We start from the raw sequence: 18,563 nt of genomic DNA, 5'->3' as shown, positions 1-18,563 counted from the left end.
AGCTGAACTATGAATCAAAGCCCTGCTGATCGGAACGGAAGGCACGAAGACTCCTGCGGGATTGCAGCGGAAATGTTGAGACCCCGCAGCGCGCAAGCGCGAGGAGGCTCAACTCCGCCCCGCGGAAAGCGAAGTGCCTGCAGTGCAGATCAGCAGCCTACATAATAACGCTAAACTCAGTTAGTAAAAATAATTAACTTACAAAAAACAAATGCCTGAACCAAAAACCGGTCCAGGCTGCCATCACTTCATCAGCTTCCGAATCAGCTTCAACCCATTCTCAGCAGAAGGATAACGAAACGAAAAATCAAACAGCGTAGTCTGCTTCAGCACACTTTTATAGTGCGAAAACGTCCCAAAGCTGCTCATCCCATGATAACTCCCAATCCCGCTCTCCCCGACCCCTCCAAAAGGAAGATAAGGCGTCGCGATATGCATCAAAGTATCATTAATGCACCCGCCTCCAAACGAAACCTTACCATTAACCTTATTTTCTATTTCCTGGCTTCCCGTAAACAAATACAAAGCAAGCGGCTTCGGGCGCGACTGGATAAAGGAGATGGCTTCATCGAGATTGGCATACCCATAAACCGGCAAAATCGGGCCGAAAATTTCATCCTGCATAACAGGCGAATCAAAAGAGGGCGTATCAATCAGCGTCGGCTCCATTTTCCTAAGCTCCCTATCCAGCCTTCCGCCAGAGAGGATTTGTCCATCACTCAAATACGCTTCAAGCCTGCTGAAATGGCGGCTATTGACGATCTTCGAATAATCCTCATTATCAAGAGGACTATCACTATAAAATTCCTTAATATACTTCTTCATTTCCTCCAGCAGCGGCTGTTTGACTTTTTCATGGACAAACATGTAATCAGGGGCAATGCACGTCTGTCCGGCATTTGTAAATTTGCCGAAAACAATCCGCTTTGCCGCCAGGCTGATATTTGCATCCTCATGGACGATGACTGGGCTTTTTCCGCCAAGCTCGAGGGTAACAGGAATCAGCCTCTTTGATGCTGCCTCCATCACAAGCTTGCCGACAGGGACGCTTCCTGTAAAGAAGATATAATCAAAAGGCTGCCCTAGCAGCTGCTGGCTGGTCTCCACACCGCCTTCAACAGTTGAAATATATTCTTCCGGATAGGCATCCTTAATCAGCGCAGACAGCACACGGGATACATTCGGAGTCAGCTCCGAGGGCTTGATAACAGCCGTATTTCCGGCAGCAATCGCCCCGATGAGCGGGGAAAGGGCCAGCTGGACCGGGTAATTCCATGGCGCGATAATGAGGGCCGATCCATATGGCTCCGGAATAATATAACCCTTTGAGCCGATATGAGTCATTGCCGTCTTCACCTTCTTTGCTTTCATCCATTTTTTCAGATGCTTCAAGGTATAGCCGATTTCCTCATATAAAATCCCGATTTCGGTGGAATAGGCTTCAAGTTCAGATTTGCCAAGATCTTCTCTTAATGCTGAAATCAGCTGCTGTTCATTTTTTTTGATGCTATTTTTGAGCTCCAGCAGCTGTGCGAGCCTGAATCCGGCCGGCTTTGTCACCTGACGCTCAAAAAAATCCTTCTGTGCGGCAAGCAGCCTTTTAATTTCGTCTGCTGATGCCTCTGTTACGATGTTTTTCTGCAATCCAATCACCTGCTTTCAGCTGGATACTATAAATTAAATTGAGCATACCTTTTCCCACTGTAATAGGCAAACAGCAAGAACTGAAAAATAATTATTTTCGAATACCGAATTATTTGTTATTCTAGAAAAAAGGAATAAAAATTCACATTTAAGGATGGTTATACAATGAAACAGATCATTCAGAACGAAATAGAGAAGAACAAGCAGGAATTTATCAATATCAGCACGTACATAGGCGAAAATCCTGAGCTCGGGCATGAAGAGTTCAAGTCTTCGGCTATTTTAATTGAAACCTTGGAAAAGCACGGATTTTCTGTAGAAAAGGGAACCTGCGGACTACCGACTGCTTTTCGTGCTGTTTATGACAGCGGCATAGCTGGTGCAGCAATCGGGCTTATGGCTGAGTATGATGCCCTTCCGGAGGTTGGACATGCTTGCGGGCACAACCTCATCGGCACTATGGCCATTGCAGCCGGGATCGGCCTGAGCAAGGCTGTTGGAGAAACTGGCGGAAAAGTGATTGTGTATGGAACTCCAGCTGAAGAAACAAAGGGCGGAAAGGTAACCATGGCGGAGAATGGGATTTTCGACGAGCTGGATGTTGCCATGATGGTCCATCCTTTATCCAAGTATTTGAAAAGCGGCAGATCACTTGCCATGGATGCGATCCAATTTGAATTCTTCGGGAAAAGTGCACATGCGGCAGCCAGTCCGGAAAAAGGAATCAATGCCCTTGACGCCGTGCTTCAAACTTTCAACAGCATAAATGCCCTCAGACAGCATATTACTTCTGATGCAAGGATCCATGGCATCATCCCTGAAGGAGGAAAAGCGGCCAATGTAGTGCCTGACTATGCTTCTGCCCAGTTCTATGTGAGGGCATCAAGCCGCTCCTATGTGAATGAATTGGTTGAAAAAGTTAAAGCATGCGCCCAGGGTGCCGCGCTTCAGACGGGCGCAGAAATGAAAGCTTCTTTTTATGAATTTTCGTATGACGATATGCAGACAAACCAGCATTTATCAGATGCATTCACTAAGGAGCTGATCGGGTTAGGCATCGATCCCGGCGAAATTCATGAAGACCGCGATGGATCAGGATCGCTCGATATGGGGAATGTCAGCCAGGCTGTCCCTTCGATTCATCCTTATATTAAAATCTGCAACGAAGATTTCGCCTGCCATACCCATGAGTTCCGCGAAGCAGCCATGAGCAGCCAGGCACAGGAGGCAATGATCTTGGGGGCAAAGGCAATGGCTTTGACGGGTTATGAAATCCTCGCAAGCGAAGAACTGCTTCAATCCATCAAGGAAGAATTCAAAAAGAAAAAACTCGTTAATGCTTAATGAATTATTCTCAAAAAAAGCTTATCCAAAGAGGATAGGCTTTTTTAGATTTACCCATGGCAGGACACATTTAGGAAAAATCCGTTTTTTTGCCTTTTATAAAGGGTACTCTAGATAGTAATCAGCCTTAACCAGCATGGACTGCTCTCTGGGGAGCTCGCAAATAGAAGTGGGCATGACTGGTGAAAAAGGCAACAGACTAACAGAGTTAAAGGGGATCTTGCAAATGAAACTGACACCAGAGCAACGGATTGAGCTGCACGGCTTTAATAATCTGACTAAAACTTTAAGCTTTAATATGTATGATATCTGCTATACAAAAACAAAAGAAGAACGGGAAGCTTATATTGATTATATCGATGAACAGTATAGTGCTGAAAGACTCACAAAAATCCTGACTAATGTGTCCGATATTATCGGGGCACATGTACTTAATGTCGCCCAGCAGGACTATGTACCGCAGGGGGCCAGTGTCACGATGCTCGTATCAGAAGGCCCTGTAGTGGAGGTGCCTGAGGAATCACTGGAGGAATCCCCAGGACCGCTGCCTGACAATGTCGTCCTGCAGCTGGATAAAAGCCATATTACAGTCCACACCTACCCTGAGTTCCATCCGACAGAAGGGATCAGCACCTTCAGGGCAGATATCGATGTTTCCACATGCGGGGAAATTTCCCCTCTTAAAGCCCTGAATTATTTGATTCACTCCTTTGAAACGGATGTGATGACCATCGATTACCGCGTCAGAGGGTTTACACGGGACATCAACGGTGAAAAGCTATATATCGACCATGATATTAACTCTATACAGAACTATATACCTGATGAAGCAAAAGGCCTGTATGATATGATTGATGTGAATATCTATCAGGAAAAAATTTTCCACACAAAATGCAAACTGAAGGAATTCGACCTGAATAATTATCTGTTTGGCTATACAAAGGAGAAGCTGGATTCAGAAGAAGCGGAAGAAATTACTGACCGCCTGAAGACAGAAATGGATGAAATCTTCTATGGCACTAATATTTCTTCGCAAAACTGATAATTATACCTATATAAAACAGCAGACTGCAGTTATCCACTAAGTATGTATGGAGGATAACTGCAGTCTTTTTTATATGCCGGCTCCCTTTGAACTGTGCATGTGGTAGAAGAAAACACTGTTTTCATTGTTTTCTTTCTATCCTTTTTTTGTGCTCTCTATAAATTAAGTTTTACAACTTGCCCTTTCTGCGTATGTTAGATTAACGGAACATTCCGAACCATGCTGCTGGATGCCCTGGTGCTAACAGCCTGGTTCTGTAAAGGATGATTCTTTTTATTTTAGAGGGGGAGTAGAAATGGCAGACAATGTGAAAATCGGCTTGATTCAGGCTTCTCATGATGTGGACGGCAGCGAGCCGGTTGCGGTTCATAAGGAGAAGGCGATCGAAAAGCATATAAAGCTTGTAAGGGAAGCGGCAGAAAAAGGGGCACAGATTGTGTGCCTGCAGGAAATCTTCTACGGTCCCTATTTTTGTTCTGAGCAAAACACTAAATGGTATGATGCTGCAGAGGAAATACCGGACGGCCCTACAACAAAGCTCTTTCAGGAGCTGGCCAGGGAGCTGGGGATCGTTATTGTTCTTCCGATTTATGAACGGGAAGGAATAGCCACCTATTATAATACAGCCGCTGTGCTGGACGCAGACGGAACATATCTGGGAAAGTACCGGAAGCAGCATATCCCGCATGTCGCAGCAGGAGGAAACGGCTGCGGATTCTGGGAAAAATATTATTTTAAGCCGGGAAATCTGGGCTATCCGGTTTTTGATACCGCTTTTGCCAAAATCGGCGTGTATATCTGTTATGACCGGCATTTCCCTGAAGGGGCAAGGCTTCTGGGGCTGAATGGCGCAGAAATCGTCTTCAATCCCTCTGCGACAGTCGCCGGCCTGTCAGAATACTTATGGAAGCTTGAGCAGCCTGCCCATGCAGTGGCTAATGGTTATTATGTGGGCGCCATCAACAGGGTCGGATATGAGGGGCCATGGAATATGGGAGAGTTCTATGGACAGTCCTATCTGGTGGATCCTAAAGGAAGCTTTGTTGCAGCCGCCAGCCGGGATAAAGATGAAGTGATCATTGGCGAAATGAACAAGAAGCTGATCAGGGAGGTCAGGGATACCTGGCAGTTCTACCGCGACCGCAGGCCTGAGACGTATAGTGAAATGACATCCCTTCTTCCTTAAGAAACTTCTCTATGCAAAAGATTAACTCTACAATTGCCTGCCCGGGAAAGGCAGGAAAGGAGGGAACGCTGTGATAGATATAAAGCAAAAGCGGATTTCGCGCACCGACCTGGAACAGAATTTCAGGGAAGTGGAGCCTGCACTTTCAGAAAGGGATGCCGTCCAGGAAGCTAACCGCTGCCTTTATTGTTATGATGCCCCATGTATTAAGGCCTGTCCAACCGGGATCAATATTCCTTCTTTCATAAAGAAAATCAGCACAGGAAATATGCTGGGATCGGCCAAAACCATAATGGAGGCCAATCCTGCCGGCGCCAGCTGCTCAAGAGTCTGCCCGACTGAAGAGCTTTGTGAAGGGGCCTGTGTATTGAATTCATCTGGAAGTCCTATTTTGATTGGCAAACTTCAGAGGCATGCGACAGACTGGGCTATAAAAAGCGGGAAAGACTTATTTTCCCCAGGCACAGCCAACGGCAAAAAAACAGCGATCATTGGAAGCGGCCCAGCAGGACTATCGGCTGCAAGGGAGCTTGCACGTCTTGGCTATAAGGCTGTCATCTATGAAGCAGAGGCAGAAGCAGGGGGCCTGAATACTTACGGAATTGTTTCATTTCGCCTCCCGAAGGCGATTGCCCATTGGGAAGCAGAGCAAATCAGGCGGATGAATGTAGACATCAGAACGAGTACGAAGGTTGGCCGGGATGTGACAGCTGAAGAGCTGCTGGCCGAATATGACTGCATCGTCCTTGCAGCAGGCATGTCCAAAGTGCCTGACCTTGGGATTGAGGGGGAAGAGCTTGAAGGGGTTTTGGATGCGATTGAATTTGTAAAGCAGACAAAGACTGCAGACCTGAGAAGTGATATAGCCGGCAAAAGGGCAGTAGTAATCGGCGCCGGCAATACGGCGATTGATGCTGCCACCTGTGCGGCTAGGCTAGCTGCGGAGAATGTGAAGATCCTTTACAGGCGGACACAGGAGGAAATGACTGCCTACGATTTTGAGTATGAATTTGCCAAACAGGATGGAGTGGAGTTTCGGTGGCTGACAGCGCCTAGAAGGATTATCAGCAATGACCGGGGTGAAGCTGCAGGGATTGAATGCATCCAGATGATGCTGGGCGAGCCGGATCAGGACGGCCGGAGGAGGCCAGTGCCCATTGAAGGGTCTGAGCACGTTCTCCCTGCTGACATCATTATTAAAGCAATCGGGCAGCAGAGGCACGGTAGCCTGATTGCCCAATTCGGCCTTGAACACAAAAAAGGGGTAGTTCTGATTGATACGGAAACGTTCCAGACCTCGAACCCTAAAGTATTTGCCTGCGGGGATATTGTCTTCGGGAAAGGAAAAGGGGAAGCCATGGTGGTGACCGCTGCCCAGCAGGGTAAACAAGCTGCCCATTCGATCCATAAGCTGATGCAGAAGGAAGAAAGGAGAAAAGCAAATGGCTGATTTAAGCATAGATTTGGCAGGCATCCAGTCACCCAACCCTTTCTGGCTTGCGTCTGCACCGCCCACCAATTCCGGCTATCAGGTTCAGCGGGCATTCGAGGCAGGATGGGGAGGAGCGGTTTGGAAGACGCTGGGAGAGCCGATTTTAAATGTTTCTTCCCGTTTTGCTGCTGTCAGCTTCAATGGCCAGCGGGTTGCAGGCTTTAATAACATTGAGCTGATTACAGACAGGCCGCTGGAAGTCAACCTGAAGGAAATCTATGAAACCAAAAAGAAGTTTCCCAAAAATACAATCATTGCGTCGCTGATGGTGGAACCTAAGCAAGAAAAGTGGCATGAGATCGTCAAGCGGGTAGAAGCCATTGGAGTTGACGGGCTTGAGCTCAACTTCGGCTGCCCGCACGGCATGGCGGAAAGGGGCATGGGCTCTGCCTCCGGGCAGGTGCCGGAGCTGGTCGAGAAACAGACGTACTGGGTAAAGGAAGCAGCAAGGACTCCGGTCATTGTAAAACTCACCCCAAATATAACTGATATTACAGCAACAGCAGAAGCAGCGGTAAAAGGCGGAGCCGATGCTGTCAGTATGATCAATACCATCAACAGCCTCGCCGGGGTGGACCTTGATACCTGGAATACCATTCCGCATGTCGGGGGCAAGGGGGCACATGGTGGATATTGCGGCCCGGCAGTCAAACCGATTGCACTGAACATGGTCGCAGAATGTGCCAGGAATCCGGCCATATCTGTCCCGATTTCCGGGATGGGCGGAATATCAAACTGGCAGAATTCTGTTGAATTCATGCTGATGGGCGCTTCAGGCGTGCAGATCTGTACTGCTGCCATGCACCATGGCTTCAGGATCATTGAAGACCTGCTGGATGGCCTGAATAATTATCTGGACGAAAGAGGCATCAGATCAGTCAGGGAGATCATTGGAAAATCTGTACCAAGATATTCTGATTGGGGCAATCTTGACCTTAACTACAATATTGCAGCAAGGATCGATCCCAATATCTGCATCAACTGCAATAAATGCCATATAGCATGTGAGGACACTTCGCATCAATGCATCGATATGCTGATTGATGAAAATGGAAAAGAGTATCTAAAAGTCCGTGAAGAAGACTGTGTCGGCTGCAATCTCTGCTCCATTGTCTGTCCGGAGGAGGGTGCGATTTCTATGATAGAGCTTCCGCACACACAGCCGCCCATGACCTGGAACGAACGGCAGGCTGCGTTAGCCGGGGGCAAGGCTGCGAAATGAATTTATCTAAACGTTAAAGGAGTGCTGAATATGAAGAAAATAATAAAGAACGGCACTGTAGTGACAGCTTCTGATACTTTTCAGGCTGATATTTTAATAGAAGATGGGAAAATCGCCCTGATTGGCAGGGACCTTCAAGATTCAGGAGCAGAGATCATCAATGCTGAGGGCCAATATGTCTTTCCGGGCGGCATTGATCCCCATACTCACCTCGATATGCCGTTCGGCGGGACTGTGACAAAGGATGACTTCGAGTCAGGGACCATGGCAGCAGCCTTTGGCGGAACCACGACCATCATAGACTTTTGCCTGACCTCTAAAGGAAGGCCTCTCCAGGAAAGCATTGATGAATGGCATCAAAAATCAAAAGACAAGGCTGCCATCGATTACAGCTTCCATCTGATGATCGGGGAAATCAATGATAAAGTGCTGGCGGAGCTGCCAAACGTGATAGATTCCGAGGGAATTACTTCATTCAAAGTCTTCATGGCCTATAAAAATGTCTTTCAGGCTGATGATGAAACGCTATTTAAAACACTGATTGCCGCAAGGGATCTGGGGGCACTTGTGATGGTGCATGCTGAAAATGGAGATGTGATTGATTATCTAACGAAACAGGCGCTGGAGGAAGGACATACAGAACCGATCTACCATGCCCTGACCAGGCCGCCGGAGCTGGAAGGGGAAGCAACAGGGCGTGCAGCTGAATTGGCTGGTCTCGCAGGCTCCCAGCTGTATGTTGTCCATGTATCCTGTGCAGAAGCTGCAGAAAAGATTGCTGCAGCCCGCTCAAGGGGCATTGATGTCTGGGGTGAAACCTGCCCGCAGTATCTTGTACTTGATCAGACCAGCCTTGAAAAGCCGGATTTTGAAGGCGCCAAATATGTGTGGTCCCCGCCGCTGCGAGAAAAATGGAACCAGGATGTATTATGGAATGCCCTCAAAAGCGGGCAGCTGCAGACGATCGGCTCTGATCAATGCTCCTTTGATTTCAAGGGGCAGAAAGATCTCGGCCGGGAGGATTTCACTAAGATTCCTAATGGAGGCCCGACCATTGAAGACCGGTTCTCGATCCTTTATTCAGAAGGTGCGGCAAAAGGAAGAATCACGCTCAACCAATTTGTCGATATCACCTCAACGCGGGCAGCAAAGCTATTCGGACTATATCCGCAGAAAGGGACGATTGCTGTAGGTTCAGATGCCGACATAGTCCTTTTTGACCCTGAGAAGGAACGGACACTTTCTGCCGCTGCCCATCATTTGGCTGTTGATTACAGCGCATTTGAAGGGATGGCTGTAAAAGGCGAACCAGTCACCGTACTGGTAAGAGGAGAATATGTGATCAAAGACCGTCAATTCGCAGGAAAAGCGGGCAGTGGAAAGTACTTAAAAAGAGCAAGATATCATAAGCACAAAACTGCGGATAGCGGGCTGCCTGTTTAGCAGTCTGATAGGGTTAGCAGGGTATGTCCGATGTTCCCGGCTCTGGATACCCTGAATATGGATGATGGCATACATCAAGCCAGCTTTTCGGTTTTAAACAGCTTCTTGGCGTGACAAAATTAACCGGACAGGATGTGTACGCGTATGAAAAAAAGCCATCTGAAATCCCCTGACCTTTATCCGATCCAGCAAAAGGACAGGAATATCACCTCGCTCGGCTATTCATTCATGTGGGTGGGCATGGTGGTCGTACTCGCCACCTTTGCCATCGGAGGCTCCGGGGTCATGAGTCTCCCATTGCCGCTGGTCATTATTGCAACGGTGATCGGCTGCCTTGGAATCGGCTTGTTCATCAGTTTGATTGCAGACATCGGGATTGAACACGGCCTTTCCTTCCCGGTCTATATGCGCGCCCCTTTCGGCACAATCGGTACTCATATCCCCTCGGTCACAAGGGGCATCACCGCCTCTATGTGGTTCGGGATCAATACCTATTTCGGCGCCACTGCGATGAATGGCATCATGGATATTTTATTCGGTTTCGATAACTGGTTTATCTGCTTTATTATTTTTGCAGCTGTACAGCTGATCAATACCTGCCTTGGGATAAAAGCGATAGAGCGCTTTGCCGACATGGCAGCTCCAGTCATAATACTGATTTCCATTTGGATGTATCTATCTCTATCGGAAACCGCAGAAGTAGCTGGACGGAATATATGGACCTGGGCGGAAAATCCGGCAGCAGGGGTAGATGCATTCACTAGTTTCCTTGTCGTAATTTTCAGCAATATGGGCTTCTGGGCGACTTTGAGTGCTGATATTCCTTCCATTTCCCGGTTCATCAAAGCGCCGGTGAACGAAAAAAACTGGTTCAGGCGCAATAAAGGGGCACTGATCGGCAATCTGGTCGCCATGCCGCTGACCCAGACATTTATGATCATCATCGGCGGGATCGCCTATATTGCCGTCCTGAATTACGATCCCGTCATTGCCCTTCAGAAAGCGGCGGGCGGATTGGTCCTGTGCATCCTCCTTGTGATGATCGTCCTGGCGCAATGGTCCACCAACACAGCGGCAAATGTTGTCCCGGCAGCAACGATTTTTTCAAATGCAGGCGGCCCAAAGTTCCCTTTCTGGGCAGGAGTTATTACAGCAGGCATTGTCGGAACAGTGGTACAGCCATGGAATCTCTTTGGAGTGATCATCCCAGTTCTCCTTTTTGTAGGAGGGATCCTGTCTGCAATTGTCGGCATCCTTTTTGCTGATTATTATCTGCTGCGAAAAAGGCGTGTGAATGTACCTGCATTATATGAAGACAAGGGACAATTCAGGTATTGGGGCGGGTTCAACCTGGCAGGATTCATCAGCTGGGTCATTGGTGCAGCTGTTGCATACTGGCTTCCCAACTACAGCTTTCTCGCCGGATTCCTTGCCGGGGCAGGCTGCTATTATCTCCTTGCCCGATACTGGTGGTTCCGCAAATATCAGCAGGCCGAGATCATTGACCCCGATGACAGCAAATATCTCGGGATCAGTGTCGGCAGGGACTGGATTCTGGAAGATGACCAGGAGAATGCCGCCCGTTCTGCTAAGTATTGATTCATTAACAGGAGGCCGGAAAGTATGTCAGACTACCAATTCTTTTTGCATGAAAAAGACAAAATAGATTTTTATATCGAAAAAGGGTTTCGCATTCTGCAGGTGAAGGAAGATTTGGATGGAGCTGTCATCCTGTTTGACAATCCGGTCAGCGGCATCCAGGAATCAATCCAGATCGGTACTGCAGATGCTCGAAAGTATTTCAGCGGGCTTCTGATCCGGCAGAAAGAGCAATCTGCCGGGCAGGTATAGCATTGGCTGAGCGAAGGATTCCGCATGCAGTACAGTGCGGCCGATCCTTCGCCTTTAATATGGAGCTCTTTTATTGAGTCATGAAAAAGGCCTGTAATGGATATTTATCATATGAAGGAGATGTAGCAGATGGCTGTCCGGAATGATACAGAGGTTTTGAAAAACTTTATTGATGGTAAATGGGTTGGAGCTTCCTCTGCAGATACTTTTGATGTGACTAACCCTGCCACTGATGAAGTGATCGTAAAGGTACCCGCCTCTGGGGCAAAAGATGTCAGCCTTGCTGTCCAGGCGGCAGGCAAGGCATTTGTTTCGTGGAGGAAAGTGCCTGTTCCAAAGAGAGCACGATTGCTGTTCAAATACCATAATCTGCTTTCACAGCATCATGATCAGCTTGCCGAACTGATTGTAAAGGAGAATGGAAAGTCCTTTAAAGAAGCATACGGCGAAGTTCAAAGAGGCATCGAGTGTGTGGAATTTGCGGCTGGTGCACCGACCTTGATGATGGGGGAGTCGCTGTCCGGCATCGCTGAGGATATTGATTCCGAGATGTTCAGGTACCCGCTTGGCGTGGTTGCGGGGATCACTCCTTTTAATTTCCCGATGATGGTGCCGTTATGGATGTTTCCTCTTGCAGTTGCCTGCGGCAATACATTTGTACTGAAGCCGTCTGAAAGGACGCCGATTCTGGCAGCGCGCCTGGCAGAAATTTTCTCTGAGGCAGGAGCCCCTCCCGGTGTCTTGAACATCGTGCATGGTGCACATGATGTTGTCAATGCACTTCTGGAGGATAAAAAGGTTGCCGCCATCTCATTTGTCGGCTCTCAGCGGGTTGCAAAATATGTGTATGAACGTGCAGCCGCAGAAGGCAAGCGGGTGCAGGCGCTTTCTGGTGCAAAAAATCACCATATTGTCATGCCTGATGCTGATGCAGAGAAGGCGGCCCAGCATATCATCAGCTCCTCATTCGGCAGTGCCGGCCAGAGGTGCATGGCATGCAGTGCCGTTGTCGTAATCGGAGAAAACGACATCTTTATAAAAGAACTTAAGAAAAAAGCAGATGAGCTGAAGGTTGGCAGCGGGATGGAAGAAGATGCCCTCCTGACGCCCGTCATCCGGAGGGAGCACCTTGAAAAGGTTCTCAGGCTTATTGAAAAAGGAGAAGAAGAAGGAGCTGAGCTGATCAGGGACGGACGTCTTGAAATGGAGCGGCATCCAGCCGGGAACTTCCTTGGTGCCACGATCTTTGATAAAGTGACATGCGATATGACCATCGCAAAGGAAGAGCTTTTCGCCCCTGTACTGAGCCTTCTACGTGCAGGCGGTCTTGACGAAGCATTGGATTTTATCCGCCGGTCGAGATACGGGAATGGAGCAACCATCTATACAAACGATGCGAGAAGCATCAGGCAATTCCGTGAAGAGGCGGATGCAGGGATGCTCGGCATCAATGTGGGCGTTCCGGCTACTATGGCATTTTTCCCTTTTTCAGGCTGGAAGGATTCCTTCTATGGAGACCTTCATGTCAACGGCAAAGATGGCTTGAATTTTTATACCAGGAAGAAAATGATCACATCTCGGTTTGAACTCTGAAAATACTCAATTGCAATGAGGAGGAGATCGGGTGGCACAATCAGTGAATGGAAATAAAACATTGCTTGAACAGGATGATCAATATGTTTGGCATTCAATGAAGCCTTACAGCCCGCAGTCGACCATTGTCGCGGAAAAGGCTGAGGGCTCGTGGATTACTGCCAGTGACGGAAAACGCTATTTGGATGCGATGGCGGGCCTTTGGTGCGTTAATGCCGGATATGGCAGGAAGGAACTTGCGGAGGCGGCATATGAACAGCTGAAGGAAATGCCTTATTTCCCGCTTACCCAAAGCCATGGCCCAGCTATCAGACTTGCTGAAAAGCTGAATGATCTGCTTGGCGGGGACTATGTTATTTTCTTTTCCAACAGCGGCTCGGAAGCCAATGAAACTGCCTTTAAAATCGCCAGGCAATATCATCAGCAGCGCGGAGAATCGGGGCGCTATAAAATTGTGTCACGCTACCGTTCATATCATGGCAATACCATGGGATCGCTCGCTGCGACAGGGCAGGCACAAAGAAAATACAAATATGAACCGCTCTCTCCAGGCTTCATACATGTACAGCCCCCAGACTCTTACAGAGATGAAGTCCACAATGTCAGCCCTGCTGAACTGCCTGCAGTCAAAGCGCTAGACCAGGCAATGACATGGGAGCTGAGCGAGACCATTGCCGCGATGATCATGGAGCCAATCATCACCGGCGGCGGAATCATCACCCCGCAGGAAGGATATATGAAGGCTGTCAAAGAGGTGTGCGAAAAGCATGGAGCCCTTTTGATCTCTGATGAGGTGATCTGCGGCTTCGGGCGGACAGGAAAGCCTTTTGGCTTTATGCATGACGGTGTCAGGCCGGACATTATCACAATGGCAAAGGGAATCACGAGCGCTTATCTCCCGCTGTCAGCCACTGCTGTGAAGAAAGAGATCTATGAAGCGTTCAAGGGGAGCGGGGAATACGACTATTTCCGGCATATCAATACATTCGGCGGAAATCCGGCTGCCTGTGCACTGGCGCTCAAAAATCTTGAAATTCTTGAAGAGGAAAACCTGTATAAACGTTCCGCTGATCTTGGAGAGAAGATGAAAAAGGAGCTTGCCTCACGTCTTGCGGATCATCCTTTTGTTGGCGATGTCAGGGGGAAAGGGCTTTTGATCGGGATAGAGCTCGTCAGCAGCAAACAGACGAAAGAACCCCTAGACGCCAGCCTTGTCAATAAAGTCATAGCCTCCTGCCGGGAGAAGGGAGTGCTGATCGGGAAAAATGGAGCAACCGTGGCAGGCTTCAATAACGTCCTGGCACTGTCGCCGCCTCTCAACATCAAAGAAGAAGATGCCGGCCTGGTTATCAATACCCTTAAGGAGAGCTTGGAAAGTATCCTGTGAACGGCTGCATTCAAGCATAATGAAAAATGGATAAGAATAAGATATTGAATAAACCTATTTAGAAAAGGGAGTTTGATATATGGCCAGCTGCAGCCACCAGGCGGAAGTAAATATACCGATTGAATCTTTGTGGGAGTTCGTCAGCAATATTGACCGGTGGGCCCCGCTTGTGCCCGGATATATTGACCATAAGATCATCAATGACCGCGAATCAACTTGGAGCTTTTACACAGATGTGGGCATCATGAAGAAGAAAATTCAGCTGAAGGTGGAGATAGTCACCTGGCAGGAGCCGGAAAAAGTGACTTTCAACCTTGATGGGATCAACGAAAAGATTACTGGTGAAGGCTATTTTTGGGCAAAAAAAGAGAACCGGACCAATATCATGACCGGCTGCCTGACCATTAGGGCCGAGGGCCTGATGGCAAAGATGGCCAACAGCATTTTGAGTTCATCCCTCCCCTCCATCACAGTGGAACTGACAGAGGCGGTTGCCCGGAAAGCTGAAGAGAATTATAACAAAAGGATCAAGACCCCTCTATAATTGCTTATTTAGTAAAACGGTTTGCATAGCTGGATGCCACAAAGGCGTCCGGCTTTATTTTTGGCTCAAGACCCATAGACTCAAGCCTTGCAACCATTTCATTTACATATTCCCTTGTTTTATTCCTTGGTCCCGCTCCGATATCGATATGCCCTTCTATCGTAAAAGTCGCTCCTTTGTAGACATGAGGCAGAACCAAATCAATCATCCTGTTCTTTTTCCCATCATCGAAGAGGGCTACAACTTCCTCGGTCAGGGAGGTTTCAAACGAAATACGTTCGTGCAGCTGCTGCATCTGCCGGGGGACAGTCGTTTTCCTTATACAGGCCCAGGCTCCCTTTCCTTCATTCTGGATAACAATACCCGTTATAAAACGGGTCGACTCGGGATGAACCTGTGAATCTGTACCGACCATCAGCCTGTAGTTGCCTGAAGGCTGCCGGGACATAAAGCGCAGGATGCGTTCAAAAACCTGTTCAAAGGTAAGACTGCTCTCCTGCAGATTCTGAAAGCTGAAAGAAGAAAGCGAATCGGTTTTCACTCTTTATCACCGCTTTTCAGTTGGTTTATGGAAAGAACCCGCGCAAATGGAGCATACCGGGTCTTTTGATGGAGCACAGGGACGAAGGAAAATGCCTAAAAATAATCGGTGCTGTAATACATTATATTAATGAAATCAAGGGAAGTTGTTCTTTTTTTCAAAAGGCCTTTTGTGCACATCTCCATGTTTGCGGGATTTCTCTGAGGATATATAACAGGAGAGAACGTAAGGAGGCTATCGTATGAAAATCAAGAGTTTATTCCTTAATTGCAGTTTAAAAGCAGGGGCAGAGCCCTCAAATACCCAGCGGCTGATGGATGAGGTAATCGGTCATTTTGACACCCTTGGAGTAGAATCAGAAACAATCAGGCTTGCTGATTTCAACATTTCCTATGGAATTTCCGCTGATGAAGGCGAAGGAGATGAGTGGCCGGAAATCTTTGAGAAGGTTAAAGAAGCGGATATCCTGGTCATTGGGACGCCGATCTGGCTCGGGGAAAAGAGCAGCATTGCCACTCTGGCAATCGAGAGGCTCTACGGTGCGAGCAGCATGACAAATGATAAGGGGCAATATCTTTATTATAATAAAGTAGGCGGAGCCGTTGTAACAGGCAATGAGGATGGAGCCAAGGACGCTTCCAAATCCATCATTTACGGCTTATCACACATCGGCTTTACCATCCCGCCGAATGTGGATGCCTATTGGGTCGGGGAAGCAGGCCCGGGACCCTCATTCATCGAGGCGGAAGGCTATAAAAACAGCTTCACCAAGCAGCATGCAAAAATTCTGGCCTATAATTTATACCATTTTGCCAGCATGCTGAAAAACCATCCCATCCCTGCAGAAGGCAATGTGATTGAAGAATAACTGTTAGGACGAAACAGAGCAGAGCTCCCCATAGGCTGCTCTGTTTCTTTTTATTTCAAAGAAGGACTTTATACATTTAATCCCTTATATATTAAGGATTCAAGAACAGGCATTGAGGGAATGCTATATTTTGCAATTTCAAGTTGGCACAGGAGTGACATTATGGACAGGGTTGAAATAAAACAGCAGGCTATCGCCATCATTGGTGCAGGACTCGCAGGACTTACCTGCGCTTACCGGCTGAAGCAGGCAGGAATCGAAGCTGTGGTTTTTGAAGCACAGGCAGACGCAGGCGGCAGATGCCGTACAAACCGGACTTTTTTTGCGGAAGGGCAGTTTGCTGAATGCGGAGGAGAGTTCATTGATTCTAACCATAAAGAAATACTTGGCCTGATCTCCGAACTCGGTTTGCAGACAGATGACCTGACCAGCTTCGAAAAAGAAGGGGGGAAGCCGCTTTATCTTATTAATGGAAAAAGCATCCCCGGGGAGAAGATCGAGGATCTCTACAGCCGGATAGCTGACTCTGTCACAGAAGAATACAGGCATTGTGAATTCCCTCCATTGTACAGCCGGCATTCAAAGCGTGCGAAAGAGCTTGACAGCATGTCGATCGTTGACTGGATAGATCAAAATATAGAGGGAGGGACAGACTCTGAGTTTGGCCAGCTTTTATGCGATGCATATACAATTGAATATGGGGCAGATTGCGCAGAACAGAGCGCCCTTAACCTCATCAGCCTTGTAGGAGGGCTGAATGGCTCACATTTCAATGTGTTCGGCACCTCTGATGAAAGATACAGAGTGAGGGGCGGGAACGACCTCATCATTGAAAAATTAAAGGAGAAACTTAACGGATCTATCTTTTATGACCACCAGCTTACAAGCATCAAAGCCTGCGGGCAGGGCGGGTATTTCCTCGCGTTTCAATCAGCAGGAAAAAGAAAGGAAATTTATGCGGGCAAAGTCGTGATGGCCATTCCTTTTACTGTTTTAAGACATACCGTGGATTACACAGAGAGCGGATTCAGTCCTCTAAAAACAAAAGCAATAGAAGAGCTTGGCATGGGCCATAATTTTAAAGCACATTTTCAATTCAGCAGCAGATTATGGGAGAAGTTTGCCAGCACCGGCACGATCTATACCAATAATATGTTTCAATCCGCCTTTGAAGCTACCCGGGCACAAAAGGGGGATGCCGGGATCCTTGTGCATTATGCAGGCGGAAAGGAAGCCGTCCGCTTAATGAAAGAAGGCAAGATAAAGCATAGGGAGAAATTCCTGCAGGACTTATCACGGCTGTTCACAGGTGCAGCAGAAGAATATAATGGCAGGGATCTGGTTTCCTACTGGATTGCCGGCAGCTGGACCGGGGGGTCGTATTCCTTCAGGAAGGTCGGCCAGCATACAGGCTTTGCAGGAGTGGAGATGGAGAAGGAGGGAAGCTGCTATTTTGCCGGGGAGCATACCTCCATCCTTTATCAGGGCTATATGAATGGAGCAGTGGAAAGCGGGAGCAGGGCAGCACTGGAAGTGCAGATGGACCTATTGGAATAACCGCAAACCGGCTCTTCATAAAGCAATATTCCCCGGGGTCCCTGCCCTGCCCCGGATTCTAGTGTTATGTGAAGCCTGAAAGGAATGGTATACTGCTTATAAGCCGGTGAAATATTCCGGGAATGAAATCTGCAAACCGCTGAAAAAGGAGAAGACTTATGCTAAAAGAAAATCTTGCTTCATACATAGAAAAAGAACAAAAAGAGAAAGGGACAGCTCTGATATTTGAAAAAGAAAAAGAATATCTCGGAATGACAGACGCTGATTCAGCTGAAGCATTTACATTCGGCAATGAGGGAGACCGCTTCCGTGAGGCTTATTTGGAAAGAGGCGATAAGGAAACGGAAGAAATTCTTGATGAAGAATCGCCGGAATTTCTGAAAAAGCCGATTTCCTATTTCCGTGATCATAAACGCGAGTTTGTATACATGGAGTCCAAATGGTTTGATGTCATTGGTGCAGATGCTGTCTCTCTTGAGGTGGATGATGTGTTCGGCAATTACGATATTATGCTTGGATTAAAGCTTCAGAAGAAATTTCAGAAATACTTGAAAGACAGCCTTGATAAGGGGCTTAATGGGGACGGGGACGCTTATGATCTGATGTTTGATTCAGGTGAAGGCATCTGGAATTTGAATTTTTCCCTTGATGCACTTCCTGGTTTTCATGGTGATTTGTCAGTCGGGGATGCATACAGTCTTGTATATGGATTCCTTTTCGATCTTGCTGAGGGTGCACAAAGTCAGCAAGGATAAAGTTCTTGACATTTAATTGAAGGGTTGCCATAATATTAAGAATATTATTAAAGATTGATTAATGGAAAAATAAGCAAGGGAGGGTGCAAAT

The 18,563-nt window shown here is 47.7% G+C and carries 16 protein-coding genes; 14 read left to right on the top strand and 2 right to left on the bottom strand.

Going from position 1 to position 18,563, the window contains the following annotated elements; genetic code table 11:
- Window positions 1–243: 243 nt before the first annotated feature.
- Window positions 244–1,653: an aldehyde dehydrogenase gene (locus tag LCM00_RS00995; RefSeq protein WP_224897000.1), complete on the bottom strand. Its 1,410-nt coding sequence runs from the start codon at window positions 1,651–1,653 to the stop codon at window positions 244–246.
- Window positions 1,654–1,809: 156 nt separating this feature from the next.
- Between LCM00_RS00995 and LCM00_RS00990 the strand changes: the two genes are divergently transcribed.
- The 11 genes from LCM00_RS00990 (at window position 1,810) to LCM00_RS00940 (ending at window position 14,751) form a co-directional block, all read left to right on the top strand.
- Window positions 1,810–2,988, top strand: a complete 1,179-nt coding sequence (locus LCM00_RS00990) for a M20 family metallopeptidase (protein ID WP_224896998.1) — start codon at window positions 1,810–1,812, stop codon at window positions 2,986–2,988.
- A 226-nt stretch (window positions 2,989–3,214) separates the two neighbouring features.
- Window positions 3,215–4,030: an adenosylmethionine decarboxylase gene (speD, locus tag LCM00_RS00985; RefSeq protein ID WP_224896996.1), complete on the top strand. Its 816-nt coding sequence runs from the start codon at window positions 3,215–3,217 to the stop codon at window positions 4,028–4,030.
- 298 nt (window positions 4,031–4,328) lie between these two features.
- A complete protein-coding gene (locus LCM00_RS00980) occupies window positions 4,329–5,219 on the top strand; it encodes a nitrilase-related carbon-nitrogen hydrolase (RefSeq protein ID WP_224896994.1) in 891 nt (296 codons plus the stop codon).
- A 70-nt stretch (window positions 5,220–5,289) separates the two neighbouring features.
- The gene (locus LCM00_RS00975; protein WP_224896992.1) at window positions 5,290–6,669 is read left to right on the top strand and encodes an NAD(P)-dependent oxidoreductase; all 1,380 of its coding nucleotides are present in this window, start codon (window positions 5,290–5,292) and stop codon (window positions 6,667–6,669) included.
- A complete protein-coding gene (gene preA, locus LCM00_RS00970) occupies window positions 6,662–7,933 on the top strand; it encodes an NAD-dependent dihydropyrimidine dehydrogenase subunit PreA (protein ID WP_224896990.1) in 1,272 nt (423 codons plus the stop codon). Before LCM00_RS00975 ends, preA begins: the two co-directional genes overlap by 8 nt.
- A gap of 30 nt (window positions 7,934–7,963) precedes the next feature.
- Window positions 7,964–9,376 (top strand): dihydropyrimidinase, encoded by a 1,413-nt coding sequence (gene hydA / locus LCM00_RS00965; protein WP_224896988.1) that lies wholly within the window; start codon window positions 7,964–7,966, stop codon window positions 9,374–9,376.
- A 144-nt stretch (window positions 9,377–9,520) separates the two neighbouring features.
- The gene (locus LCM00_RS00960; RefSeq protein WP_224896986.1) at window positions 9,521–10,975 is read left to right on the top strand and encodes an NCS1 family transporter; all 1,455 of its coding nucleotides are present in this window, start codon (window positions 9,521–9,523) and stop codon (window positions 10,973–10,975) included.
- A gap of 24 nt (window positions 10,976–10,999) precedes the next feature.
- On the top strand, window positions 11,000–11,227 hold the full coding sequence (locus LCM00_RS00955) for a hypothetical protein (protein WP_224896984.1): 228 nt from the start codon (window positions 11,000–11,002) through the stop codon (window positions 11,225–11,227).
- A 129-nt stretch (window positions 11,228–11,356) separates the two neighbouring features.
- Window positions 11,357–12,820: a CoA-acylating methylmalonate-semialdehyde dehydrogenase gene (locus LCM00_RS00950; protein WP_224896982.1), complete on the top strand. Its 1,464-nt coding sequence runs from the start codon at window positions 11,357–11,359 to the stop codon at window positions 12,818–12,820.
- Window positions 12,821–12,851: 31 nt separating this feature from the next.
- Complete coding sequence (locus LCM00_RS00945) at window positions 12,852–14,207, top strand: aspartate aminotransferase family protein (RefSeq protein ID WP_224896980.1); 1,356 nt, start codon at window positions 12,852–12,854, stop codon at window positions 14,205–14,207.
- Window positions 14,208–14,286: 79 nt separating this feature from the next.
- The gene (locus tag LCM00_RS00940) at window positions 14,287–14,751 is read left to right on the top strand and encodes a CoxG family protein (RefSeq protein WP_224896978.1); all 465 of its coding nucleotides are present in this window, start codon (window positions 14,287–14,289) and stop codon (window positions 14,749–14,751) included.
- 4 nt (window positions 14,752–14,755) lie between these two features.
- Here the strand turns inward: LCM00_RS00940 and LCM00_RS00935 are convergent, their stop codons facing one another.
- Window positions 14,756–15,292: a ribonuclease H-like YkuK family protein gene (locus LCM00_RS00935; protein WP_224896976.1), complete on the bottom strand. Its 537-nt coding sequence runs from the start codon at window positions 15,290–15,292 to the stop codon at window positions 14,756–14,758.
- Window positions 15,293–15,533: 241 nt separating this feature from the next.
- On the opposite strand from LCM00_RS00935, the gene LCM00_RS00930 reads away from it, so the two are divergent.
- From LCM00_RS00930 to LCM00_RS00920, 3 genes are all read left to right on the top strand, one after another.
- Complete coding sequence (locus LCM00_RS00930; RefSeq protein ID WP_263623179.1) at window positions 15,534–16,160, top strand: flavodoxin family protein; 627 nt, start codon at window positions 15,534–15,536, stop codon at window positions 16,158–16,160.
- 162 nt (window positions 16,161–16,322) lie between these two features.
- Complete coding sequence (locus LCM00_RS00925; protein WP_224896974.1) at window positions 16,323–17,717, top strand: flavin monoamine oxidase family protein; 1,395 nt, start codon at window positions 16,323–16,325, stop codon at window positions 17,715–17,717.
- Between the two features lie 158 nt (window positions 17,718–17,875).
- A complete protein-coding gene (locus LCM00_RS00920; RefSeq protein ID WP_224896972.1) occupies window positions 17,876–18,472 on the top strand; it encodes a branched-chain amino acid aminotransferase in 597 nt (198 codons plus the stop codon).
- The last annotated feature ends 91 nt before the right edge of the window (window positions 18,473–18,563 follow it).

This window comes from Bacillus infantis (assembly GCF_020171945.1).
GTDB classification, from domain to species: domain Bacteria; phylum Bacillota; class Bacilli; order Bacillales; family Cytobacillaceae; genus Bacillus_AB; species Bacillus_AB infantis_A.
This window is presented reverse-complemented; position numbering and strand designations above follow the sequence as displayed.